The sequence below is a fragment of the Brevibacterium limosum genome, assembly GCF_011617705.1.
Lineage (GTDB): Bacteria > Actinomycetota > Actinomycetes > Actinomycetales > Brevibacteriaceae > Brevibacterium > Brevibacterium limosum.
On the sequence record NZ_CP050154.1, the window covers coordinates 12,306 to 35,841 of the forward strand.

The window sequence follows — 23,536 nt, forward strand, 5'->3', positions numbered from 1 at the left end:
AGGCGCCTTGGAACTCGATCAGATGAAGTCGGAGAGCTCATCCTCGAGAGCAGGCTTCGGACGCGCGCCGATGATGGTCTTTGCGACCTCGCCGTCCTTGAAGACGTAGAGCGCGGGAATCGAGGTGATTCCGTAGGTGCTCGCGGTCTCGAGGTTCTCGTCGGTGTTGACCTTGACCACGTTGAGCTTGTCTCCGTGCTCTTCTGCGATCTGGTCAACGATCGGGCTGACCATCCGGCAGGGGCCGCACCAAGGAGCCCAGAAATCGACGAGCACGGGCTTGTCGGACTTCAAGACGTTCTCTTCGAATGTTGCGTCAGTGACTTCTGTCGACATGAGTAACCTTCCTTCACAACGAATGTCTCTAGCAGAACAGTGGAGCTGGGTCTTTCATTCCCTGACCGGTCCGCGGCTCCCGTGCGATGCGGGAGAACGGAGCCGGACACAGCAGGGTGGTGATCAGGAAGCGACGGTTGCTTCCGCCACGGTTGCTTCCACCAGGGCGGGCTTGGAAGCAGCCTCGAGATCACCGAGGTAATGTTCGGCGTCGAGTGCCGCCGAACATCCCGAACCGGCTGCAGTGATCGCCTGCCGGTATACGGAGTCGATGACATCGCCGGCAGCGAAAACGCCTTCGACAGACGTCTTCGAGGTGCGACCATCGACGCTGAGATATCCATCGGTGCGCATCTCGAGCTGATCGGCGAAGAGGCTGGTTCGTGGGTCGGAACCGATGGCCACGAACATTCCGGTCACGGGCAGCTCTGAGGTCTCCCCGGTGACGGTGTTGCGGATGGTCAGGCCGGTGAGCGAGTCCTCACCATGGACTTCGGCGACTTCGGAGTCGAGGAGGAACTCGAGCTTCTCATCGGCGTTCGCACGATCCTGCAGGGCCTGCGAAGCACGCAGCTCCTGCCGACGGTGAACCAAGGTGACGTTGGACGCGAAACGGGTGAGGAAGGTCGCTTCCTCGAGGGCGGAGTCGCCTCCGCCGATGACAGCGATGTGCTGGTCGCGGAAGAAGAATCCGTCACAGGTGGCACACCAGCTGACTCCGTGACCGGAGAGCTTCTTCTCATTGGGCAGTCCCAGCTCGCGGTAGGCCGAACCGGTTGCGAGGATCACAGCCTTGGCCGTGTAGCGCGCGCCCAGAGCGGTCTCGATCTCGTGGGCGCCGGGATTGAGCTTGAGAGTCTCGACATCGTCGTAGATGACCTCGGCACCGAACTTCTCAGCCTGCTCACGCATGCTCTCCATGAGCTCGGGTCCCTGAACGCCGGCGGGGAATCCGGGGAAGTTCTCGACATCGGTGGTGTTCATGAGCTCACCTCCGGCGGTCACCGAACCTGCGATGACGACCGGTGAGAGGTTCGCACGGGCCGCATAGACGGCTGCGGTGTAGCCGGCTGGACCCGATCCGATGATCACCAGTTGAGTATCAGTCATGTGAAAAGTTCCCTGCTTCTATCTGCTCTGCTCCTCGCGCCACGGAGTGCCGCGCGAAATGACGTTCGTATCTATAACGGTACGGTGCCGAGGACTATTCCGCACCTGCATCTGGGCAGGCATCCTGCCCAGGTCGCTGCGGTGAGGCACCAGATGATGCCGGACGAGGGTGTGAAACCTGTCTGTGCGCTCAGGAGAACTTCACGGAGCTGATGGTGGCCTTATAGCCGCCGTCGGTCTGCGGCAGTTCAGTGATCCAGAGGATGAGCTTGTCGGTCTCGACCTTCTCGTCGAACTCCACGGTGACCGCGCCATCGGCATCGAAGACGCCTTCGCCGATCACCTTCGCATCTTCGGGATCGTCGCCGTCGCGGATTTCGAACTTGCCGCCAGAGTTCCCCGACGCCACCTTCACCTCGCTGATGGTGGTCTCATCCTCGAACTCGAAGAGCAGACCGACACCCGATTTGAGATTGCCGAAGCTCGCGGAGTTGTACCGGTCGGTGTTCCATGACCCCTCGGTCTTGGGAATCACGTTCTCGGTTTCACTGTCGTGTTCCTCTCCATCGCCCTCGGGGTCGAGAGATTCGACGGTATCGATCTTCGGCGGATCGGCCTTCGGAGTCTTCTTCTCTTCTTTCGTCGGCTGTTCGCTCGGCGCCGAGGTCTCTGTGACCGGGGTGGACTCCTCGTCCCCAGCGTTGAAGCCGATGATGACGATTCCGAGCACTATGGCGGCAACGACTGCGAGGCCGAGAACCAGCCATAGGAAGGGCTTCCGAGTGGCCGCAGGATCACGCTCGTCGGAACCGGAGCCACCTGAACCGCTGCCTGCGCCGCCCGAAGCAGCGCTGGCCCCACCGGCGCCGGTACCTGAACCAGCATTCCCTGCTCCGGCCGAGGCACCAGACGCTCCGGAGCTCGCGCCCGTTGAGCCGCCGGATCTGTTGGAACCGGTGTCTGCCCCGGCCGAGCCGCCGGATCTGTTCGCACCGGCTTTCGTTCCGGCTCCCGCTGCTGCGGCAGCACCGGCAACGCCCGCTGTCCCAGCGACGCCGGCAGCCCCAGCGACGCCGGCAGCTGTTGATCGGTTCTGCGCAGACGATGCCTGAGCCGCACCGGTCGAATCGCTGTGCTGCTGGCGTGGTTTCCCGGCCTTGCGCTCGGCCGGACGGACAGATGATGAGCCCGCGGTCGCCTCGGCGCTGCGCTCACCAGCGGCGCTCTGATCATCAACGTCGTTGCGATCATCAACGGTGTCCGGTGACAGCCGACGCATCTCCTTCGGAGGTGCGGCAGCGTTGGCTTCCTGCTGACGGGCAGCCGAGCTCGCTTCGAAGGCGGCAAGACGCCTGCGCGCCTCGTCCTCCTTGGCCTTCGCGATCCGACGTTCGCGCTCATACTCACGTCGCTGATGCTCGCGTTGCTGTTCATGGGTTTCGAACATGCCGCCGAGGAACCAGGAACCGTCGTCCTCATCCTCGTCGTTGTCCATGATCACGCGAGTATCGTTCTCATCGCCTTCGTCCTCGGGGACGATCTCGAGTGCCTGAGTATCGGGATCCGAATCGTCTTCCCGGCTCATGATCGGGGTCGTGAGGTTCTCGTCGTATTCGTGCTCTGCGTACTCCGAGTACTCCGAGTACGTCTGCTCCGGCTGCCATTCCTCCCAGTCCTGGGCGGCGCTGTCGAGCTGTTCCTTGGCAATGGGGAAGCTCGAGGCCTCCCGCATCTGCATCCGGTCGGCATATCGGCCCGTGGTATGTCCGACCACTCCGGCAGCCAGTCCCCGCGTCCCCGGGCGCGTGATGCCGATGCGCACGAGTGCTGCCTGCACCTGATCTTCACTGGCACTGGCCGAACCGCCGGGGCCGGGTCCGATGGTCTTCGAACGGGATGCGGGAAGACTGGTGGCTTCGTCAAAGCTGCGGGGCGACTGCTCGAACAGGTGCTCGTTCTCCGCCACAGGAGCACGATTGACGTAGCGCAGCAGTTCGGGATCCCAGGTGTCGATGTAGCCGAGGACCTCGGCGACCGAACCCGGACCGGGATCCGAGCCCGTGATGATTCCGCTGACGAAATCATCGAGTCTGTCCGGGACGTCGGGGTTGAGAGCCTGGGCCCGGGCGATCCGGGCATTCTCCTTCTCCGCAGGCGGAATGCCGTCGAAGGTCTCTGCTCCCGGCCAGAACCCGGTCAGAGCCGTGTAGAAGAGCTGGACGAGAGCCAGGGCGTCTCGGCGTGAAGCCTTCGTCGGCGTGTAGTCCTTCTGCTCGACGAGCCCGGTATCCAGCGCCAATGCCGCATCGATGCCGATGCCTGCGATGACCACCCCACCCTTCGAGGTCAGACCGACCACGCTCGGACGCAGGAACATGTGGAACAGTCCCCGCCTGGCCGAGGTCACGAGCGCTGAACCGACCTCGCCGATGAGGGCGCACGCGGCGTCGACGGGCAGCGGCGAACGCGGCAGGATCTGGTTGAACGGCGTCACCGCGATACGCTTGATGACGATGTAGTCCAGTCCGTTGGAATGTCCGACGTCGAGCGTAGGGGCGATACGCGGGTCACCGAGGATCGATACGCGACGGGCGGCTTCGAGAACGTCGTTGGAACCATCGGCATCAGCGACGAGGATGAGCACGGGTTCGTCGAGGATCGCATCGAGGCCCGTGCAGACGGCACCTACTTCAGGCTTCTCGGGCAGCCACCGACGGTCGACGGTCGATACGACATAACGGCCGGCCACCACCATGCCGGGTTCGATATCGATCAGGGCGACCACCTCCGGTGGGGATTGACAGGGCTCAGGCTGTTTTTCTTAGTTTTCCAGCTACTACGCCAATTATCGAATGCAACTCTCTGACTCTGAGCAAATAACAAGCTCCGATGAAGAACAGCAGCATGACGGTGCCGACGATGGCCGTGGAGGCGAAGGCCTGCCAGCGTCCTGCCAAGGAGAAGTCCGGGAAGAAGTAGAGCAGACCGAACCCTGCCCCACCGGCGACGATCGCTGCGAGGAGGAACTTGAAGTGAGATGTGAGGATCTCACGCAGATCGATGGCGCCGAGGCGCTTCTTCAGGACCGCGAACGAGATGATCATCGCCATCAGGTAGCCGAGGCTCATGATCAGACCGATGATCGCCACCGTCACCGACTTCGGGAAGATCGTCGCCGATACCACCGCCAGGGACTGGAAGACGATCTGCGGCAGCTGGATGAGGAACGGAGTCTTCGCGTCCTCGTAGGCATAGAAGACCCGCTGCGCCAGATAGTTCGCGCTGAAGGGAATGAGACCGAAGACCATCGTGATGATGACCAGACCGATGGCTGTGGCCTGCTCCCGTCCCTCACCGGCGATGATCATCGCAACCGGTGTGGCGAGGACGATGAATGCGATGGTGGCGAAGGAATTGATGAAGCCGACCATCCGCACGCCCATGGAGAAATCGCTGACGACGGCCTCGGTGTCATTGTTCGCCGCATCCTTGGCCAAGGAGGTGAACAGGGCCGTGGCCAGAGAGACTGCGATGAGCGAATGCGGAAGCATGAACACGAGGTAGGCGGTCGTATATGCGGCGTTCGATGCGTTCCCGTCGCCGGGGATCGATGCACCCGAGGCGACACGGGAGATGACGAGGAAGCCGATCTGACCGATGAGCATCGCGGAGAACGTCCAGAAAGCGACCTTGCCGGCCGAGCTGAGTCCGACCCCGCGGAACCCGAAGGTCGGCTTATATTTGAAGCCGATCCGCTTGAGCGGCCAGATGAGGATGAGTGCCTGAGCCACGACTCCGAGGGTTGCCGACCCGGCGATGAGAGCGATCTTGTCCGGAGTCCACGTGTCGAGTCCGTGCGGTGAGGCGTTGTTCGTGCCGAAGATGAGGATGAAGGCGGCGAGCCCGGCGATCGCGACGACGTTGTTGAGCACAGGCGCCCACATGTAGGGACCGAATGATGATTTCGCATTGAGCACTTGGCCCAGCAGCGTGTAGAGGCCGTAGAAGAACAGCTGCGGCAGACACCAGAAGGCGAAGGCGGTGGCCAGCGCCATCTGCTCATCGCTCCACCCCGATGAGTAGAGCCAGACGAGCAGCGGGGCCGCGGCGGTCGCGATGATGCTCACGCCTGCAAGGAGCAGGAATGACAGCGTCAGCAGCCGGTTCGTGAAGTCGGCACCGCCGTCCTCTCGTTTGGAGGCACGCACGATCTGCGGGACGAGCACGGCATTGACCACACCTCCTGCCAGCAGCATGTAGAGGGTGTTGGGCACCTTGTTCGCGATGTCGAAGGCATCGGCCTGGACTGCAGTGACACCGATCGCGGTGGCCAGCATCGAGGCCTTGACGAAGCCGAGCACACGCGAGGTCATGGTGCCTGCGGTCATGATCGCCGAGGACCGGGCCAGGGATGAGAAGCTGGACAAGCGCTACCTCTTTTCGGGGTCGTCGGTCTTGGCGCGGGCCATCGCATCGGCCAGCTGCTGTTCGGGGATCTTCGGGCGTCCGCGTGCGATCGTCTTGACCAAGCCGATCACGAAAACTGCGGCCAGAGCCAATCCGACCACAGCGGTACCGATGTTCTCCCAATCAGCACGGACCCGGACCATGAGCGATTCGTGCTTGGGCAGGGTCACCTCGTCGGCGGTGACCATTTCGATCGTCGTCGGCACATCGGCGTTGGCGAGGCCCTCGACGGGCACGTCCACGCGCATCGTCTCCGCGGCGGGCACCTTCACGGTCTCCGTCTCCTGCGCCCGCAGCTGCGGAGTCGCCGGTCTCATCCGGATCCGCAGAGTCGCCTCGGCGGGGGAATCGTTGACGATCGTGACCGGAATCGTCGTCTTCTCGCCGGTGACGAGGAGGACGGACGATCCCTTGCGCAGGTGCAGGCTGTCCATGAGCTTCTCGCTCTGTGTGCGGGCCTGGTCGGCGCAGATGTTCGCGTTACGGCCCAGAGTCCAGGCCGCCGAGGTGCAGGTGAGCAACTCGCGGTCGAGCCGGATATCGGCGCTGTCCGGGTCGCTGAAGACGCTGTTGAAGTCCTCTTGGTTCGCCCGGGTCTCGGCCAGGGATTCCACGGCCTTCTTCCGGATGTGCGGGGCGTCGGAATCCGTGCGCAGCAGTCCACGCGCCTCGGAGGGTGAGTCGAGGATCTCGTCGGTCCCGGTGGGGGCGATCCACGGTGCCGAGCTCAGCTCCTCGACGGTCTGTTCCCAATTCGCCGAGGCGGCCGCCCGCGGGAGCGGAACGAACAGGCTGCGGGTGCGATAGGGAGCCTCGGATTGGATCACCGCGGACTCTGCGACGAGTTCGGACAGCGGCCCGGCCGGGTTCTCCTCAGCGATCACCTCGGCGCTCATATCCGTGAGCTTCGAATCCGAGATGAGAGTGTCGATCGTCGACTCCCCGTCATCGGTGATCGTCGTGTGCGAATGTGCGTCATCGTGGATGCCGGTGATCGAGGGCTGCTGGCCATCGCTGACGATCGCGGTGGAATTGCCGGACTTCTTCAGCGCACGCAGCCCGTTCTTCGTCGCACTTCCGGCCACCGGCCAAGCGATATCCGTCCGAGCATCAGGGAAGACGTCCTTGACCACCTCGCGCTGCTTCTGAGCGAAGGTGCTCAACCGGTCGATCTTCGTTCCGCGCAGAGCACTGAGGTCGGGATCGCCGTATGGCAGAGCGACGATCGTATGCTTCTGCGCCGCTCCCACGAAGTCCTGATACCAGGAGTCGAGGCGTCTGCGCTGGTCTTCGGCGGCTTCGAGCTCGGCGGCACTGGAATCGGCCTCATCGTTCTCGGGCGCCCCGACCGGCGGTGACTGAGTCTCTTCACCCTTCTCATCGCCGGGCTCTTCGGTCTCCTCCGGCGCGTCGGCGGGGGGCGGTTCGGCGATCGCGGCTTCGAAGGAGGCGATGATTCGCGGGTCGATCGCCAGAGCGAGCTCTTTGTGTCGAAGCAGCTTCGCGATCGTATCCAGCGAGCCGCCTTCGGCGATGGCTGCATCGAGCCAGTCGGAAGGGATGAGCCCGCCTTCGGAATGACCGGGCAGGGTGACGGGAGCGAGCAGACTGATCTTCGTCTGATCGAACTCCGGGTCCGGGTACCACGTGGTGAAGCCGAGAGCAGAGGCCCGCAGACCGGTGTCATCGCCGATCTGGACCGCCAATCCCCGTGGGCCCCAGGAACTCACGGGTGAGGACGTGCTCAGGTCGAGGTCGTCGGCAGGCACACGGAACGTGAACTCCGCGGTGGCCCCGGGATCGATGGTGTCATCGAAGGAGGTGTCGAGGGCGGTTCCCGAGGAGTCGTCGGAATCGTCGTCCTTGTCCTTCTTCGCCTTCTCTCTGGCTTCGGTCCCATCGTGTTCGAGGTCGGCGACGGTGCGGTGCTGGGCCTGTCCCTGCTTCCAGGAACTCAGGCGGGATTCGGAATCGAGTTTGCGGGTCGACATCTGCAGACTCAGGCTCGGCTTCTCGATCGCCTTCTTCGTCGTGTTCGAGATCTTTCCGCGCACGGTCAGTGTGCCTTTGTCATCGATCCAGGGAGTCACCTCGTCGAGGGTGATCGAGACCTCGTCCTTGTCCGCATCGGTGCTGGCGGCGGCGGGGGCGGCCGTCAGCAGCGGGTATGCGAAAACCGGCCCTGCGAGCAGCAGGAGCGTGCTCAGCAGGGCGGTGAGGAATCGCAGTCGGCGGATGGGAATGGGTTTCACTGCTCCAGTCGGGACACCATCGGTCGGGCGGCGGCGACGATTCGGCGCTCATTGGCGAACGAGAGTCGCGAACGCAGGTCATTGAAGGGCACCCACGCCGCATCGATCGCTTCTTGGTCAGGATCATTATCCACGGTCAGAGTCCCCGCCTGTGCACGCAGCAGGAAATGGTGGACGAGTTTGTGGATCCGGATTCCGGTCACGGTGAACCAGTAGTCGACGGTTCCCAGCGGGCAGATGATCTGCCCCGCGATCCCGGTCTCCTCTTCGACCTCACGGCGGGCCGCCTCGGCGGGGGTCTCCGTTCCTTCGAGATGCCCCTTGGGAAGGCACCACTCGATCCGACCGGCGCGATTGATGCGGGCGATGACGGCCACAGCCAGCAACGGATGGGAGAAGTCGACAACGATGCCACCGGCGGAGATCTCCTCCACTGTGGTGCGGCGGGACGTGCGGGGTCCCGGCTTGGGCATCGGTGTGGTCATTCTCCTACCTTAGTAGGCGAAGCTTGGAAGTTTCGTGTCATCGGCTCCCGGTAGGCTTATGGAGACCGGAACTCGCGCCCGGACGCGGGAGGCGAGTTCCCCTGGGCAAGAGCAGAAATCACAGAATCGAAGGAGCTCGGTGGATCCGCAGACCGCGCACAACCGACTGCACGACAAGCTCGATGAGCTCGAGCATATCCTCGGCCCGCTGGGTCAGAGGTTCTCCTCAGCCGGTTTCGAACTCGCCCTCGTCGGCGGTTCCGTCCGTGATGCGCTGCTCGGCCGCCCCATGCCCGACCTCGACTTCACCACCGATGCCCACCCCGACGCCATCCTCGGACTGATCGCCGGCTGGGTCGACACGCACTGGGACATCGGACGCGAATTCGGCACCATCGGGGCCGTGAAGTCCGGCGTGCAGATCGAGATCACGACCTACCGAGCCGAAGCCTATGAAGAGGACTCGCGCAAACCGATGGTGGCCTTCGGCACGGACCTCGACGCCGACCTCGTCCGCCGTGACTTCACGATCGGGGCGATGGCGATCCGTCTGCCCTCGAAGACCTTCGTCGATCCGCATCAGGGTTTCGACGACCTCATCGCCGGACGCATCCGCACCCCAGGTAGGGCCGCGGACTCGTTCTCCGATGATCCGCTGCGGATGATGCGCGCAGCTCGGTTCACTTCCCAGCTCGGACTCGATCCCGTCGCCGAGGTGGAAGAGGCGATGACGGCGATGGCCGATCGGATCGAGATCATCTCCGCCGAACGCGTCCAGGTCGAACTCCTCAAACTCATCACCGGTAGCGATCCCGTCGCCGGAATCGACCTGCTGGTGCGCACCGGCATCGCCGACCATGTTCTGCCCGAGGTGTCCGGACTCCAGCTCGAGACGGACGAGCATCATCGGCACAAGGACGTCTACCAGCATTCTCTGACCGTGCTGCGTCAGGCCGTCGAACTCGAGAGCCGGTACGCCGCGGCTCAGGAGGAAGCCGGAATGGCCGACGACGACCCGCAGCGCCTGCGCGTGCCGGACTTCGTCGTCCGCTTCGCGGCGCTGATGCATGATGTCGGCAAACCCGCCACTCGCCGTTTCCAGCCCGGTGGCGCAGTGACCTTCTACCACCACGATGCGGTGGGTGCGAAGCTCACCGCCAAGCGGATGAAGGCGCTGCGCTTCGACAAGGACACGACGAAGGCGGTCGGCCGCCTCGTCGAACTGCATCTGCGCTTCTACGGCTACGGCGATGCCGGGTGGACGGATTCTGCGGTGCGTCGCTATGTCACGGACGCCGGACGGCTGCTCTCGCGCCTGCACATCCTCACCCGCGCAGATGTGACCACCCGCAACAGACGCAAAGCCGACCGGCTGGCGTTCGCCTATGACGACCTGGAAGCGCGCATCGAGGCCCTGGCGAAGCAGGAGGAACTCGATTCGATCCGTCCGGATCTCGACGGTCGGCAGATCATGGGGATCCTCGATATCGAACCATCGCCGCTGGTGGGCAAGGCGTACAAACATCTGCTCGAGCTGCGGATGGAGCACGGGCCTCTTGGTCCGCAGCGCGCCGAAGCGGAACTGCGCTCCTGGTGGGAGACCCACGGTCAGTGACCGACCCCCACTTACTCACCGAACGATCAGTGCTGATAGCTTCGTAATCGTTTAGATTTGTGTTTGACGTCACAGGCTGTGGCGGAGGCGAGAGGTGAGGAGACCACAATGACAGTGACCGAGGAATTCCGCGCGGCCCGCGACAAGCTGATCGAACTCCGCAGCGACTACGAGGCCGCCCGCGAACAGTTCGGATGGCCGCGGCTCACACACTTCAACTTCGCACTCGACTGGTTCGACGAGATCGCCGAGAACAACGACAAGCCGGCTCTGTGGATCGTCGAACAGGACGGTTCCGAGGGCAAGTGGAGCTTCGCGGAACTCTCCGCCCGTTCGAACCAGGTGGCGAATCATTTCCGCCGGGCCGGGATCAAGCGCGGGGACCATGTCATGGTCATGCTCAACAACCAGGTCGAGCTGTGGGAGACGATGCTCGCCGGGATCAAGCTCGGTGCCGTGCTCATGCCCGCAACCACGCAGCTGGGCCCCATCGACCTCACCGACCGTGCCGAGCGTGGGCACGCCGAGTTCGTCGTCGCCGGCGTCGAGGATGCCGCGAAGTTCGATGACGTCGAAGTCGATGTCGTCCGCATCGTCGTCGGCGGGGAGCCCACCCGCCAGCAGGACTACAGCTACTCCGACGTCGATGATGAGAGCACCGAATTCGACCCGCAGGGCACGTCGCGCGCCGATGATCTGATGCTGCTCTACTTCACTTCGGGCACCACCTCGAAGGCGAAGATGGTCGCCCACACCCATGTCTCCTACCCTGTCGGCCATCTCTCGACGATGTACTGGATGGGGCTGACACCCGGCGACGTCCACCTCAACGTCGCCTCGCCCGGTTGGGCCAAGCACGCTTGGTCGAATATCTTCGCCCCGTGGATCGCCGAAGCCTGTGTCTTCCTCTACAACTACTCGCGCTTCGACGCCAACGCCCTGATGGAGACCATGGATCGAGTGGGAGTGACGAGCTTCTGCGCCCCGCCGACCGTATGGCGCATGCTCATCCAGGCCGACCTGGGCCACCTGAAGAATCCCCCGACGAAGGCCCTCGGCGCCGGTGAACCGCTCAATCCCGAGATCATCGACCGCGTTCACAGCGAATGGGGTGTGCTCATCCGCGATGGCTTCGGCCAGACCGAATCGACCCTCCAGATCGGCAACTCACCTGATCAGGAGCTCAAGTACGGTTCGATGGGCAAGGCGCTGCCCGGATTCGACGTCGTTCTCATCGACCCGGCGACCGGTGAGGAGGGCAACGAGGGCGAGATCTGCCTGCGCCTCGATCCTCGTCCCATCGGCCTGACCACCGGCTACTGGAGCAACGCGGAGAAGACCGCAGAGGCTTTCGAAGGCGGCGTCTACCACACCGGTGACGTGGCCTCTCGCGATGAGGACGGATACATCACCTATGTCGGTCGCGCCGACGATGTGTTCAAGGCCAGCGACTACCGACTCTCCCCCTTCGAGCTCGAAAGCGTGCTGATCGAACACGAGGCCGTCGCCGAGGCGGCCGTTGTGCCCTCGCCGGATCCGGTGCGACTGGCTGTGCCCAAGGCCTATGTCGTCGTGTCGAGCAGGTTCGAGGCCGACGCCGAGACCGCGCGTTCGATCCTCGCCTACTGCCGTGAGCACCTGGCACCGTACAAGCGCATCCGCCGGCTCGAGTTCGCCGAGCTGCCGAAGACGATCTCCGGAAAGATCCGTCGTGTCGAGCTGCGGGCGCGTGAAGACCAGCTGCACCCATTCAGCGGTGAACCCGCCGTCGAGGGCAACGAGTACGCCGATACGGACTTCGAGCTCAAGAGCTGAGGGTGCAGCGGCGCTCGGTCAAGCGGGCCCCCGCTTTTCGACCGTTACCCGGACCGAAGAGCGGGCCCGCGCTTGATCGGGGCGCGGAGTGTCGGTGGGAGCCGTAAAGCGGGTCCGCGCTTGGACGGGGCGCGGACTTGCGTTGCGTGGGGTCGGCAGCTGAATGTGAGCAAACACGCATCCGTCATGGTTGATTCTTCGCCCGTGAATTAAAATGCCTGGTGAGACGCCGAGTTCCAGGTTACTCACAGAACTGTTCGGTAACCCCGTGCCTCTGCAGCGTGTCAGGCTCAGCACTTTTTCACCCTCTACTAAAGAAGGCGTGCGAGACTGATTGGCGTCTTTGACCTTTTTCGGACCTCGTCGCCACGCATCGCGGCAGGCTGACTGACCTGGAGGACCTTGGGTGGCTAAGGGACAACACACAGCCAAAAATATCGGCAGGAGTACGAAGAACCTGCTCAACTACCCCAGAGCGGGTGTGAGCGGATGGACTCGTTTCCTGCCGAGCATCCGCGTGCTCGTCGTCGGCGGGCTCAGCCTCGTCATCGCCCTGTGCGTGGCTTTCGCCGTCGGGTATGCCGCCACCGACATCCCTGAGCCGAACCTCGAGGCGACCGGTCAGACCTCGACGATCTACTACAGCGACGGCAAGACGCCCATCGGTCAGTACAAGGTCGAGGACCGCAAGTCCGTGGAGATCGATGAGATCTCCGAACCCATGCAGAAGGCCGCGATCGCCGCAGAGGACACCTCCTTCTACGAGAACCGCGGCATCTCGATCAAGGGTCTCTCCCGAGCCGTCGTCGGCGTGGCCACGAACAAATACGCGGGCGGCGGTTCGACGATCACCCAGCAGTACGTGAAGAACTTCTACCTCACGAACGAGCACTCGCTTGATCGCAAGGTCAAGGAGATGTTCATCTCGCTCAAGATCGACCAGCAGCAGTCGAAGGACGAGATCCTCGCGAACTACCTCAACACCATCTACCTCGGCCGTCGCTCCTACGGCGTCGAGGTGGCAGCACAGAACTACTTCGACAAGCCGGCCTCGGAACTCAACGTCAGCGAGTCCGCTCTGCTGGCCGCGATGATCCAGCGCCCCGGTGCCGCCGACCCCTCGGACAACCCCGAGGCCTATGAAGACCGCTTCAACTATGTGGTCAAGAACATGGTCGACGAGGGCTTCCTCACCGAAGAGCAGGCCGCAAAGGTCGAGCTGCCGGACGTGAGGAAGCAGAACAAGGAGTCCTCACTGTCGGGTCAGAAGGGCTACATGTGGGACTTCGTCCGCCGTGAGGCGTTGAAGAAGCTCGACATCGACGAAGCACAGCTCGATCGCGGCGGATACAACATCGTCACCACCTTCGACAAGGATCGGATGAAGGCCGCCGAGCAGGCCATCAAGACGCTCCCGCAGGACCAGCCCGAAGGCATGCAGGCCGGACTCGTCTCGATCGACCCGGACGACGGCGGTATCGAAGCCTTCTACGGCGGCAAGAACTATCTCGACCAGGCGTTCAACGCCTCGACACAGAGCCATGTGCAGGCCGGTTCGACGTTCAAGCCCTTCGCGCTCGTCGCAGGGCTCGAGAACGGTGTGCGGCTGACTGACACGTATCCTGGATCCAGCCCGACCTCGATCGACAACAACGGCAAGCCGTGGCTGGTGAACAACTTCGGCGGCTCGAGCTACGGACCGGTGAGCCTGCTCAAGGCGACGCAGTCCTCGATCAACACCGCCTATGCCGCGCTCAATGTGCAGGTGGGTACGGACAAGACGATCGACGCTGCCACTCGAGCGGGAGTCGGTCCTGCTTGCACCGAAAAGGAGGTGAAGGCAGGCAACACCGGCGGCTGCACACTAGACATGGATGCGGCGAATCCGTCCACCGTGCTCGGTACCCCGAGTGTCAAGCCCCTCGATATGGCCTCGGCATATGCGACCTTCGCAGCCAATGGCGTTCACCACGAGACCCACTCGATCAAGAAGGTCACGAAGGGCGCCGAGGACAAGGAAGTGTACAAGGGCGAGACCAAGGGCAAGCGCGTCTTCGACAAGGCTGTTGGTGCCGAGACCTCGTACGCTCTGAGTCAGGTGGTCAACGGCGGTTCGGGCAGCTACGCCCAGAACCTCGGCCGGCCAGCTGCCGGCAAGACCGGTACGACGACGGGCAATACTGCGGCCTGGTTCTCCGGCTACACCCCGAATCTCGCGACCTCGGTCGTGCTCTACCGTGAGGTCGACGGTAAGCAGATGTCGATAGGTGCCTACGGCGGACGTGGCGAAGTCACCGGTGGATCGTTCCCGGTCCAGGTGTGGACCGACTACATGCAGAAGGCTCTCCAGGGTGAGAAGGTCGAACAGTTCCCGGCCCGCGGTGAACTGCCTGATAAGCCCAAGCCGAAGAATACGAATGAGCCGGCCGCTCCGAAGCCCGAACCCAAGGCACCGTCGGGCAGCAACGACGGCAGCGACGGGGGCAATGACGAGGAAGAGCCCAAGGCTCCGATCGAGACGCCGAAGGACGACGAGGACAAGGACAAGGACTCCGAGGGAGACGAGAAGGGCAAGGAAGAAGGCTCGAAGGACGGCTCCGACGAAGATTCGAGGGACTCCGACGGTAAGGACGGCGGGTCCGAAGACGGAGGCGGTGGCGACACCGGCGGCGACGGACCTGGCAACGGCTCTGACAACGGAAACGGCAGCGACTCCGGCGGCGGAGGCGACTCCCCTGGCGGTGGCGACAGCAAGAACGGTGGCGGCGAAATCACCGGTGGTGATGGAGGCGGCAGCACAGATGGTGATGATGGACCTCTTGGTGTCGGTGGCTGACCGGTAACCTCGAGTCATGCCCTCGAAGTCCAGCACCCGGATCGCCGAGCCTCTGCTCGGCGGTCCGGTCGGCATTCACCTCGGTGTTGCCGGTCGCCGGTTCCGCAGTAGCCAGGCCTATGCGCTGGCGGCGGTCCTCGGCGTCACCACCTTCCTCGGCCTGGCTCTGCAGGGCCCATGCCTGAGCTCGGGATACGAACAGCCGGCCGCCTCGGCGAGGATGTGTGCAGGGCCCCTGTCCACGGCCTTCGTCGGTGAGGTCAACCCCGAGGTGCTCGGACGCGCCCACGGCGGGGCGGCGGCACTGGCGCCTCTCGAAGCCCGCCTGGCCGGCCTGTTCCACCTGTTCACGAACGACGTCTCCCTGTTCATGGTCGTCGTGCTCCTGCTCAACACCGCAGGGATCGCGGCCCTCGGTGTGGGACTCCTCGTCCTTGCCCGCCACAGGGGGTGGCTGGTCGCGGTCTTCGCCTCCCCGCTCATCCTCTTCACTCTCGGATCGACTCTCGATCCGCTCGCCTTGGCGTTGGCCGTGTGGGCGACGGCCCTCTTCTTCGGGCCCCCACCGCTGCGCCCGCGCGGCTGGCTGGCCGGAGTGCTGCTGGGCATCGCAGCGTTCATCAACCCGCTCGCCCTCCTCGTCCTCCTGGCCCTGACTCTGGGCGGGCCGAATCCGGCGCGGGGACTGAGGCCGCGGAATCCGCGGATGATGCTCGCCGCGGCCACGATCACCTCGGCGGTGCTGCTCGTCCTCGACCCGACCGCGATCGACCGGATCATCCACTGGTATTCCGATGCCGTCGACGGCGGATCCTTCGCCTCGATCCTGCTCATGGCCGAACTCGGCGACGTCTCCGTCTGGGCGCCGCTGTGGATCATCGCCAGCGGCGGAGTCATCCTCGCCGTCGCCATCAGCCTCTACATGGTCCGACGCACAGGACTCGACCCGGCAGCGGCCGCCTGCCTGCTCATCGGAGGCTGTCTGCTGCTGGCACCGGGATTCATGCCCTGGGACAGCCTGTGGCTGCTGCCCTTCATCGCGCTGTCCATCCGCCGCTGGTGGGTGCTCATCGTCTGGACCCTCGCCGAGGCGGTCTTCGCCATCGCCGTCCAACTCGGCGATGTCTCCGGCTTCGAAGCGGACAAGGGACTCGACTCCACCTTCGTCGCCCTGTTCACCCTGCTGCGGCTCCTCGCGCTCGTCCTCGTCGTGATCATGGCCGGGGAGAATCTCTACCGACGACGGATCCGCGGTGGCACGGTCACGGCAGGGCCGCCTCGGCGAGGGGAAGAACCCGGGGGCACGCCTGCGGACGGTTCCGATGCAGCGGAGGGGGATCATCACGATGGGAAGCGTAAGGAAGAGCACGAATCCGGACATGACAGCCTGCGCACCGGTCGACTAGACTAGTGAGGTCTGTTCCCATTTCGTGACGATCACGGGATCGGGAGCGGGCGTGCATATACCCTCCTGCCATGGACCGACCATGGCCGCAAAGACCAGAGGAGGTGGGTGACATATGCGTAAGTACGAGCTCATGCTCATTCTTGATAACGACCTCGAAGAGCGGACGCTGGCTGACACCGTGAACAACCTGATCAAGGTTGTCCCGGCTGAGAACGGCACCGTCGACAACGTGGATATCTGGGGACGTCGTCGCTTCGCGTACGAGATCCAGAAGAAGTCCGAAGGCTACTACGTCGTGGTTGATTTCCACGCCGAGCCTGCAACGACCAAGGAACTCGATCGTCAGCTCGGACTCAACGAGTCCGTTCTGCGTACGAAGATCCTCCGCCCGGACGCCAAGTAAGGCATCTTAAGCTACCTCGCTTCTAGGAGATTCAATGGCAGGCGAAACAGTCATCACGGTCGTCGGGAACCTCACCAGCGATCCCGAACTGCGCTTCACACCGAACGGTGCGGCAGTCGCAAACTTCACCGTGGCCTCGACGCCGCGTATCTTCGACCGTCAGGCCAACGAGTTCAAGGACGGGGAGACTCTCTTCCTCCGCTGCTCGGTGTGGCGTGAAATGGGAGAGAACGTCGCCGAATCTCTGCAGCGCGGTACACGGGTCGTCGTGCAGGGCCGACTGAAGTCCCGGTCCTTCGAAACCAAGGAAGGCGAGAAGCGCACGGTCATGGAGCTGGATGTCGACGAAGTCGGCCCCAGCCTGCGACGCGCCACCGCCCAGGTGACGAAGAACAACCCCAGCGGCGGAGGAAACTTCGGCGGCGGCGGTGGCGGCTTCGGTGGAGGCGGCCAGGGCGGAGGCGGCCAGCAGGGCGGCTTCGGCAACCAGCAGTCCTCCGGATGGGGAAACAACCCCCAGCAGGGCGGCCAGCAGGGTGGTCAGCGCCAGGGCTACGGCCAGGGCAGCAACGGTCCCGCCAACGACCCGTGGGCATCATCGAACCCGCAGAGCGGCAACGGCGGCTGGGGCAACCCGGGCGCCGACGAACCCCCGTTCTGATCCACGTCTGAAGACATTTCGAGACATTCGTTAACAGGAGATACTCATGGCAAAGCCAGAGATCCGGAAGCCTATCAAGAAGAAGGCTAATCCGCTCAAGAAGGGCGAAGCGGCGAACATCCACTACAAGGACACCGCTACGCTCCGTAAGTTCATTTCCGACCGCGGCAAGATCCGTGCACGTCGCGTCACCGGTGTGACCGTGCAGGAACAGCGCGTCATCGCAAAGGCTGTCAAGAACGCCCGCGAGATGGCACTTCTGCCCTACTCGAGCTCAGCTCGCTGATCGGAGGGAGACAGACATGCCTAACCGCAAAGTGATTCTGAACCAGGAAGTCGACGGCCTCGGTGCCGCCGGCGATGTCGTCGAGGTTCGTGCCGGATACGCACGCAACCTGCTTCTGCCTCGTGGCTGGGCTTCGGCCTGGTCCGCCGGCGCTGAGAAGCACATCGAGTCTCTGCGCAAGGCCCGCCGGGCCAAGCAGATCGCCGATCACGACGAAGCCATCAAGGTCAAGGGCGAACTCGAGTCGACCACGGCTCGCATCGACATGAAGGCCGGCAAGAACGGTCGCCTCTTCGGCGCCGTCACCCCTGCCCTCGTGGCCGAGGCCCTGCAGACCGCGACCGGACGCGACTTCGATCGCCGTCAGATCGCGCTGACCGGTCACGTCAAGACCCCCGGCAGCTACAACGCTGTTGTGCGCATCGGCGACGAGATCACCGCGAAGATCAAGTTCGAGGTCATCGGCAAGGCCTGATCCAGGCCCTGTCCGGATGATCCGGACGTGGTGAGTCGATCTCGGGTCCTGCCCCGATCCTTCGGGATCGCTGATCGACACCACCACACCACCGCCGAGGCGGCACTTGAGTCCAGGTGCCGCCTCGGCGTCTTTCGCGGGTGGGGCTGGGCTGGGCGCGCAACCGATCGTGCCTGGCGTCGAAGGCGCCTGGAGCGGACGGTGGAGGATCCCTACGCGTTTCCGACACGACGTTGTGATGCTCTAAAAACATCTCGTGGCCGACATCTCCTCTCGTTCCATCGGTGGAGTGTGCCGGTACCGGTGAGGGATGCCCAGGAGTCCGGGCGATTCGGACCAGTCAGCTGTCGGCTGGGTAGGTGAGGATGCCGACCGCCGAGCTGGCGGCACTGGGGACTCGTTCGGTGTCGAGGCGGGCTCCTTCGCTCAGCTTTGCCGCATCGACATGCCCTTCGCCGAGGATGTGTGCGACGGGGAGGTCCCGGGCGAGCAGCTGATCGGCGATGATCCTGCGATGGCAGCGCCACCACACGGCTTCTGAGCACATGAGCGCACAACGCGTGCCTTCGCTCCAGCCGATGAGGGTCTCGAGGTCCGTGCGGAACTCCTCGGAGAGGCAGTGGTCGGCGTAGTTGTGGAAGCTTCTGTTCTGCCACCAAGCGTTGACGTCGAACGGCACCGTGCGGCTGACCGGTCGCCGGCCTGTCAGTCCCTCGAGGCGCCGCAGCTCGATCCCCACCTCGGCGAGGTCGGTCTCAAGGGTGTCCGCGTTGAATTGGGGATTCCGGTTCGATCCCGGGAGTTTGCGGACATCGACGACCACCTCGGTGCCGGTGTTCGTGAGGAGTCCGATGAACTCGTTCAGTTCCCGATTCGAATGCCCGACGGTCAGCAGGTGCGGCAGGTTCTTCGTGTCTTCCGATTCCGTGTCGATCCAGGCATGCGGTGCGGTGTCCGTCTTCCGCGTCGACGAACTGATCTGTTCCGTCATTCGTCGTCGACGAGGTGGAGGGCGCTGCCTTTGTGAGCGGCGATGTGATCGGTCTTGTCGCTCTTGATCTCGTACTGCGGTTCATCGGCCGAGGCGCGGCGGTTGTGGCCCTTGTACTCGAAGTCCGAGGTGTGGACTTTGGTGATCGTCCCGGAGACTTCTCCGGCCTCTGAGTTCCACGCCACGTGATCGCCGACGGAGAATTCGGATCCCATGGGTGCCCCTCCTTGCTGCTGATGATCGCTGTCGACTCCATCCAAGCACGAACCGCCGTGGAGGGGAACCCGGTGCAGATCCGGGAGGCCGCTGCACTTTCGGGCCCCGAACAGCCCGGAGGCACGGAAGCGCCGGAGGCTGTCCTAGGAGCGGTCCGAGAGATCGGAGATGAGGGCGTCGACGAAGGACTCACAGGCTGCGATCTGGTCGAGTTCGATGAACTCGTCCGGTGCGTGGGCCTGGGCGATGTCCCCGGGGCCGCAGACGACGGTGGGGATGCCGGCTTCGGAGAACAGTCCCGCCTCGGTGCCGTAGGTGACCTTGTCGTCGGTGGCGATGCCGCCCCAGTTCGCGGCGAGCGAGACGATGTCCGCATCGGCAGGGGTCTCGCAGCCAGGTGCCTCGGCCTCGATCATGAAGTCGACGCCCGCGGTCTCGTTCTCGGCGGCCATGGCCCGGCCCAAGCGTTCGGCCTCGGCGCGGAACCGCGCGATGAGTCCTTCGCGATCGACAGCCCCGAGCGAGCGGAATTCGAACTGCACGGTCGCCTCGGCGGGGATCGTGTTGATGGCGATGCCGCCGTTGAACGTGTTCGCGGTGACCGAGGTGAAGGGCACGACATAGGCGTCGTCGAAGGGACCTTCGGTGCGGAATTCGGCAGCGACGGCGTGGACGAAGGCGACGAACTCGGAGGCGTAGGCGATGGCGTTGACGCCTTCGGGAGTGAGTGACGAGTGGGCGGCGATGCCGTGGAAGTCGACGCGGAAGACGTTCATCGATTTGTGGCCGCGGATGACGCGCATGCTCGAGGGCTCGCCGACGACGCAGCCGCGGGGAGCGAGTCCCGCCTCGGTGATGGCCTCGACGAGGGAGATGGCACCCACGCAGCCGATCTCCTCGTCATAGGAGAAGGCGAGGTGGACCGGTTCGCGCAGCTTCGCGGCCTTGAGCGCTTCGAGGCGGGAGAGGATGACACCGACGAAGGACTTCATGTCCGCGCTGCCCCGGGCGAAGTACTTTCCGTCGCGGATCTCAGGCGTGAACGGGTCCGAGGACCAGTCCTGGCCGTCGACGGGGACGACATCGGTGTGCCCGGAGAGGACGATGCCGCCGGTGGTGGTGCCGTCGGCTGCGGGAATGGTCGCGAGCAGGTTCGCTTTCGTGCCCTCCGGGTTCGGGATCCGACGGGATTCGATGCCGACGGACGCGAGACGGGCTTCGACGTGCTCGATGAGCGGCAGGTTCGTGTCCCGGCTCGTCGTATCGAAGGTGATGAGGTTCGTGATCTCGGTGATGGTGGCGTCGGCGGGTGTCGCTGGCACGACTGCTCCTGACTCTCGGATGCTGTTGGCGTCGATGTGGTCGTCTCGCGTCGGCTGCGGCGACGGGGCCGTGGTGGGCCCCAGAGGGCCGTGATCCCGTGCAGCCCTGCGTGACCGGACACTCCTCACTCTACGGGTCAGGTTCATGCCGCGCGGAACCGGCCCGGTCAGTGGGCGCAGGTGCGGTGCGAAGCGGTGTGGTGGTCGCAGCTTCGGTTCGGCGTCGGCTGCGGACGGAGGCTCTTCAGGCGTGCGCGAGCACGAGAAGAGCTTCATTTCGTGCCTTGAGGCCGTTGTTCGGGATGACTTTCGACATCTCTTCGCGCATGACCGCCCTCTTCACCGGGTCCATTGTCAGCTGAGCCGAGTAGGTGAAGACCATCGAGAGCCAATCGTGCCTCGAAAAGCGGAGGTCTTCGGTGAAAGTGGCCTCGTCCGGGGTGAATCCGGCACCGCGAAGCTGTGTGAGAGCCGGATGTTCGACATGTGCGAAGTTGTCCTCGGCTCCCGCAGTGCCCAGACTCGCAGCTGATCCCTCGGCGTGGAAGCGTGCCGTGATCGCATCGAGCCGGGTCTTCAGTTCACCCCTCGGTTCGATGTCGTTCCAGGCAAGAGCCAGACTGCCACCGGCCTTGAGCACGGAGCGGATTTTCGGCAGAGCAATAATCGGGTCGACCCAATGGAAGGACTGTCCGAAGCAGACGAGGTCGAAGATGCGCCCCTGCGGGTCCCAATCCTCGAACACCGAGACTTCCACTTTGAGGTCCTTGGCTCGCGCGATGGCGGCCATCTCTGAGTCGGGTTCGACCGCGAGGACCTCGGCACCCGCATCCTTCAGCTGGGAAGCGAGGAGACCGGTGCCGGAACCGACGTCGAGGATGCGCGGGGCGCCTGAGCCAGAGCCAGAGCCGGCCCCCGCCTCGGCGGCCTGCATCACGGTCGAGATGAGCGCGGCAGGGTATTTCGGACGGTAGGCGTCGTAGTCCGCGGCCACCTCGCCGAAGGATTCCGCCCGCTCACGATTCTCGAAATACTCCATCCACCGAGCCTATCGCCCACGAAGGATCTCGCGGCACTTCCGCAGGCGACCATCCCCTGTCACACGATGATCGACGCGGGCTCGGGGAACGCCGTGAATTCGACAGGCTCAGGGTCCGCCCTGCCGGCGTCGGGGCAGGAGGTCTTCTCCTACGGGCAGCCGCATAACCAACCGATGCACCGGGGCGTTAAGTCCGGGGCGTTAAGTCGCGACCGGTGCGCCGCGCCGCTAGCGGGTAGGTGTGATGCCAACGATGTTGGATGCCTGATCGCGGTTCCGCTGATCTCGCGCTCGGGCTGCACGCCGAATTCTCAGCTGTGAACCCGGCTGAGGATGCGGGTCGAGGGCGCTGGTTTCGCTAAAGTCGTGGAGCAGGGGGTAACGATGTCGATCGAGAAGACACCATCCGTGCCGCGCTTCGGCGCCGGAAACGGAACCGGCGGGCCGGCAGAGCTCACGCCGGAGGATCAAGAGCGCGCTCGCGGGCTGAAGAAGATGCGCACACTCGCGCTCTCGCTGCTCATCCTCGCCACGCTCATCTTCCTCTCCACCCATATCTTCACCGACAACACGGGCGTCTGGGGATTCGTCTCCCGAGCCTCGGAGGCGGCTATGATCGGCGCGATCGCCGACTGGTTCGCCGTCACCGCGCTCTTCCGTCATCCCCTCGGACTGCCGATCCCGCACACCGCGATCATCCCGCGCAAGAAAGACACCCTCGGTGCGAGTCTGTCGGCCTTCGTCGCCGCGAATTTCCTCCACGCCGAAGCGGTGTCCACGAAGATCCGATCCGCCGAGATCTCCCATCGGGCCGGACAATGGCTGGCCAAGCCCGGCAACCGCGACATCGTCGTCGACCGTGCCGCGGGGGGCCTCGAATATGTGCTCGCGCGCATCGATGACGACTCCATCAAGGCGCTGACCCGGAATGTCATCATCCCCCGGCTCGTGGCCACGAGGAAGACTCCAGTGCTGGCGCAGCTGCTGCGCCAGATCGTGCTCGACGGCGCCCACCACAAACTCGTTGATCTCATCGTCGCCGAGGCCTACTCCTGGCTGCGTGACAATCCGCAGGTCATCGACGAGATCGTCCACAATCGGGCACCGTCCTGGGTGCCCGATTTCGTCAATGACCAGCTCGCGAACCGGCTGCAGCGCGAAGTGCTCGGCTGGGTCGCCGACGTCCGCGACAACGAATACCACAAGGCTCGCCAGGCGCTTGATGCATGGCTCGTCGACCTCTCCGACGACCTCGAATCCGATTCATCGCTGTCCCAGCGGGCCGAGGAGATCATCGACGACCTGCTCAGCCAGGACGGAGTCGTCGACTCCGTGCTCGAGATCTGGACGTCGCTCAAGCAGCTGCTGCGCGAGGCGATCATCGACGAAAGCGGAGAAGTCCGTGCCCGCATCTGGCAGCTCATCGGCGAACTCGCCGAGCGTCTGCAGACCGACTCGGAATTCTCCCGCCGCATCGACGACCGGATCGCCACGACCGCCGGGGACCTGGCAGAGAGCTTCGGACCCGAGATCGCCAGCGTCATCTCCGACACCATCGAACGGTGGGACGCGAAGGAAGCCGCCGAGCGCATCGAACTCTACGTCGGCCGCGACCTCCAGTACATCCGCATCAACGGCACCGTCATCGGCGCCCTCGTCGGACTCGCGATCCACACCGTCATCGTGCTCCTGCCCGGCTGAGTCGCAGTCCGCACGGATGCAACACCGTCCGGGCGGCCATTGATCAGCAGCACTCACGATGGCTCAGACTGATCGCCATCATTGTCCGCATCATACGGTGATAGAATTGATGCTTTAG

At 64.0% G+C, this 23,536-nt stretch carries 19 protein-coding genes; 9 read left to right on the forward strand and 10 right to left on the reverse strand.

Features of this window, described 5'->3' with window-relative positions; translation table 11 throughout:
- Positions 1 to 18: 18 nt before the first annotated feature.
- From trxA to GUY37_RS00080, 6 genes are all read right to left on the reverse strand, one after another.
- Positions 19 to 336: a thioredoxin gene (gene trxA, locus GUY37_RS00055; protein ID WP_039211718.1), complete on the reverse strand. Its 318-nt coding sequence runs from the start codon at positions 334 to 336 to the stop codon at positions 19 to 21.
- A gap of 123 nt (positions 337 to 459) precedes the next feature.
- Positions 460 to 1,446 carry a thioredoxin-disulfide reductase gene (gene trxB, locus GUY37_RS00060; protein ID WP_166820702.1) on the reverse strand — a complete coding sequence of 329 codons (987 nt, stop codon included), beginning with the start codon at positions 1,444 to 1,446 and terminating at the stop codon, positions 460 to 462.
- A 190-nt stretch (positions 1,447 to 1,636) separates the two neighbouring features.
- Complete coding sequence (locus GUY37_RS00065) at positions 1,637 to 4,231, reverse strand: protein kinase family protein (RefSeq protein WP_166820705.1); 2,595 nt, start codon at positions 4,229 to 4,231, stop codon at positions 1,637 to 1,639.
- Between the two features lie 22 nt (positions 4,232 to 4,253).
- Positions 4,254 to 5,873, reverse strand: coding sequence for a murein biosynthesis integral membrane protein MurJ (gene murJ / locus GUY37_RS00070; RefSeq protein WP_166820708.1), 1,620 nt, complete (start codon positions 5,871 to 5,873; stop codon positions 4,254 to 4,256).
- Between the two features lie 3 nt (positions 5,874 to 5,876).
- Complete coding sequence (locus tag GUY37_RS00075; RefSeq protein ID WP_228278264.1) at positions 5,877 to 8,165, reverse strand: DUF6049 family protein; 2,289 nt, start codon at positions 8,163 to 8,165, stop codon at positions 5,877 to 5,879.
- Positions 8,162 to 8,650, reverse strand: a complete 489-nt coding sequence (locus GUY37_RS00080) for an NUDIX domain-containing protein (protein WP_166820711.1) — start codon at positions 8,648 to 8,650, stop codon at positions 8,162 to 8,164. The genes GUY37_RS00075 and GUY37_RS00080 overlap by 4 nt, the downstream gene beginning before the upstream one ends.
- Positions 8,651 to 8,789: 139 nt before the next feature.
- On the opposite strand from GUY37_RS00080, the gene GUY37_RS00085 reads away from it, so the two are divergent.
- The 8 genes from GUY37_RS00085 (at position 8,790) to rplI (ending at position 18,149) form a co-directional block, all read left to right on the forward strand.
- Positions 8,790 to 10,265: a CCA tRNA nucleotidyltransferase gene (locus GUY37_RS00085; RefSeq protein ID WP_228278265.1), complete on the forward strand. Its 1,476-nt coding sequence runs from the start codon at positions 8,790 to 8,792 to the stop codon at positions 10,263 to 10,265.
- 108 nt (positions 10,266 to 10,373) lie between these two features.
- The gene (locus tag GUY37_RS00090; protein WP_166820717.1) at positions 10,374 to 12,080 is read left to right on the forward strand and encodes an AMP-binding protein; all 1,707 of its coding nucleotides are present in this window, start codon (positions 10,374 to 10,376) and stop codon (positions 12,078 to 12,080) included.
- Positions 12,081 to 12,561: 481 nt separating this feature from the next.
- A complete protein-coding gene (locus GUY37_RS00095) occupies positions 12,562 to 14,916 on the forward strand; it encodes a transglycosylase domain-containing protein (protein WP_166820720.1) in 2,355 nt (784 codons plus the stop codon).
- Positions 14,917 to 14,932: 16 nt separating this feature from the next.
- On the forward strand, positions 14,933 to 16,327 hold the full coding sequence (locus GUY37_RS00100) for a hypothetical protein (RefSeq protein WP_208094727.1): 1,395 nt from the start codon (positions 14,933 to 14,935) through the stop codon (positions 16,325 to 16,327).
- Between the two features lie 109 nt (positions 16,328 to 16,436).
- Positions 16,437 to 16,727: a 30S ribosomal protein S6 gene (gene rpsF / locus GUY37_RS00105; RefSeq protein ID WP_025779601.1), complete on the forward strand. Its 291-nt coding sequence runs from the start codon at positions 16,437 to 16,439 to the stop codon at positions 16,725 to 16,727.
- Positions 16,728 to 16,761: 34 nt separating this feature from the next.
- Positions 16,762 to 17,388 (forward strand): single-stranded DNA-binding protein, encoded by a 627-nt coding sequence (locus GUY37_RS00110; protein WP_152346201.1) that lies wholly within the window; start codon positions 16,762 to 16,764, stop codon positions 17,386 to 17,388.
- A gap of 46 nt (positions 17,389 to 17,434) precedes the next feature.
- A complete protein-coding gene (gene rpsR, locus GUY37_RS00115) occupies positions 17,435 to 17,674 on the forward strand; it encodes a 30S ribosomal protein S18 (RefSeq protein WP_025779604.1) in 240 nt (79 codons plus the stop codon).
- A gap of 16 nt (positions 17,675 to 17,690) precedes the next feature.
- The gene (gene rplI, locus GUY37_RS00120; protein ID WP_166820725.1) at positions 17,691 to 18,149 is read left to right on the forward strand and encodes a 50S ribosomal protein L9; all 459 of its coding nucleotides are present in this window, start codon (positions 17,691 to 17,693) and stop codon (positions 18,147 to 18,149) included.
- 340 nt (positions 18,150 to 18,489) lie between these two features.
- On the opposite strand, the gene GUY37_RS00125 is transcribed toward rplI, so the two are convergent.
- The 4 genes from GUY37_RS00125 to GUY37_RS00140 all read right to left on the reverse strand — a co-directional run bounded on the left by GUY37_RS00125 (position 18,490) and on the right by GUY37_RS00140 (position 21,717).
- Positions 18,490 to 19,140: a DUF488 domain-containing protein gene (locus tag GUY37_RS00125; RefSeq protein WP_166820728.1), complete on the reverse strand. Its 651-nt coding sequence runs from the start codon at positions 19,138 to 19,140 to the stop codon at positions 18,490 to 18,492.
- Positions 19,137 to 19,355, reverse strand: coding sequence for a hypervirulence associated TUDOR domain-containing protein (locus GUY37_RS00130; protein ID WP_166820731.1), 219 nt, complete (start codon positions 19,353 to 19,355; stop codon positions 19,137 to 19,139). Before GUY37_RS00130 ends, GUY37_RS00125 begins: the two co-directional genes overlap by 4 nt.
- 144 nt (positions 19,356 to 19,499) lie before the next feature.
- Positions 19,500 to 20,678: an acetylornithine deacetylase gene (gene argE / locus GUY37_RS00135; RefSeq protein WP_228278266.1), complete on the reverse strand. Its 1,179-nt coding sequence runs from the start codon at positions 20,676 to 20,678 to the stop codon at positions 19,500 to 19,502.
- Between the two features lie 244 nt (positions 20,679 to 20,922).
- Positions 20,923 to 21,717, reverse strand: a complete 795-nt coding sequence (locus tag GUY37_RS00140; protein ID WP_166820734.1) for a class I SAM-dependent methyltransferase — start codon at positions 21,715 to 21,717, stop codon at positions 20,923 to 20,925.
- Positions 21,718 to 22,101: 384 nt separating this feature from the next.
- Here GUY37_RS00140 and GUY37_RS00145 point away from each other — a divergent pair, with 384 nt between their 5' ends.
- Entirely contained in the window at positions 22,102 to 23,418 is a 1,317-nt protein-coding gene (locus GUY37_RS00145) for a DUF445 domain-containing protein (RefSeq protein WP_166820737.1), read from the forward strand.
- Positions 23,419 to 23,536: the final 118 nt, after the last annotated feature.

Excerpts from the sequence above, each read along its gene's own strand:
- GUY37_RS00145 (WP_166820737.1), top strand. The coding sequence starts at position 22,102 with ATGTCGATCGAGAAGACACCATCCGTGCCGCGCTTCGGCGCCGGAAAC.
- GUY37_RS00125 (WP_166820728.1), bottom strand. The coding sequence starts at position 19,140 with ATGACGGAACAGATCAGTTCGTCGACGCGGAAGACGGACACCGCACCG.
- rpsR (WP_025779604.1), top strand. The coding sequence starts at position 17,435 with ATGGCAAAGCCAGAGATCCGGAAGCCTATCAAGAAGAAGGCTAATCCG.
- GUY37_RS00140 (WP_166820734.1), bottom strand. The coding sequence starts at position 21,717 with ATGGAGTATTTCGAGAATCGTGAGCGGGCGGAATCCTTCGGCGAGGTG.
- trxB (WP_166820702.1), bottom strand. The coding sequence starts at position 1,446 with ATGACTGATACTCAACTGGTGATCATCGGATCGGGTCCAGCCGGCTAC.
- GUY37_RS00090 (WP_166820717.1), top strand. The coding sequence starts at position 10,374 with ATGACAGTGACCGAGGAATTCCGCGCGGCCCGCGACAAGCTGATCGAA.
- GUY37_RS00130 (WP_166820731.1), bottom strand. The coding sequence starts at position 19,355 with ATGGGATCCGAATTCTCCGTCGGCGATCACGTGGCGTGGAACTCAGAG.
- GUY37_RS00100 (WP_208094727.1), top strand. The coding sequence starts at position 14,933 with ATGCCCTCGAAGTCCAGCACCCGGATCGCCGAGCCTCTGCTCGGCGGT.
- GUY37_RS00080 (WP_166820711.1), bottom strand. The coding sequence starts at position 8,650 with ATGACCACACCGATGCCCAAGCCGGGACCCCGCACGTCCCGCCGCACC.
- GUY37_RS00110 (WP_152346201.1), top strand. The coding sequence starts at position 16,762 with ATGGCAGGCGAAACAGTCATCACGGTCGTCGGGAACCTCACCAGCGAT.
- trxA (WP_039211718.1), bottom strand. The coding sequence starts at position 336 with ATGTCGACAGAAGTCACTGACGCAACATTCGAAGAGAACGTCTTGAAG.
- rplI (WP_166820725.1), top strand. The coding sequence starts at position 17,691 with ATGCCTAACCGCAAAGTGATTCTGAACCAGGAAGTCGACGGCCTCGGT.
- rpsF (WP_025779601.1), top strand. The coding sequence starts at position 16,437 with ATGCGTAAGTACGAGCTCATGCTCATTCTTGATAACGACCTCGAAGAG.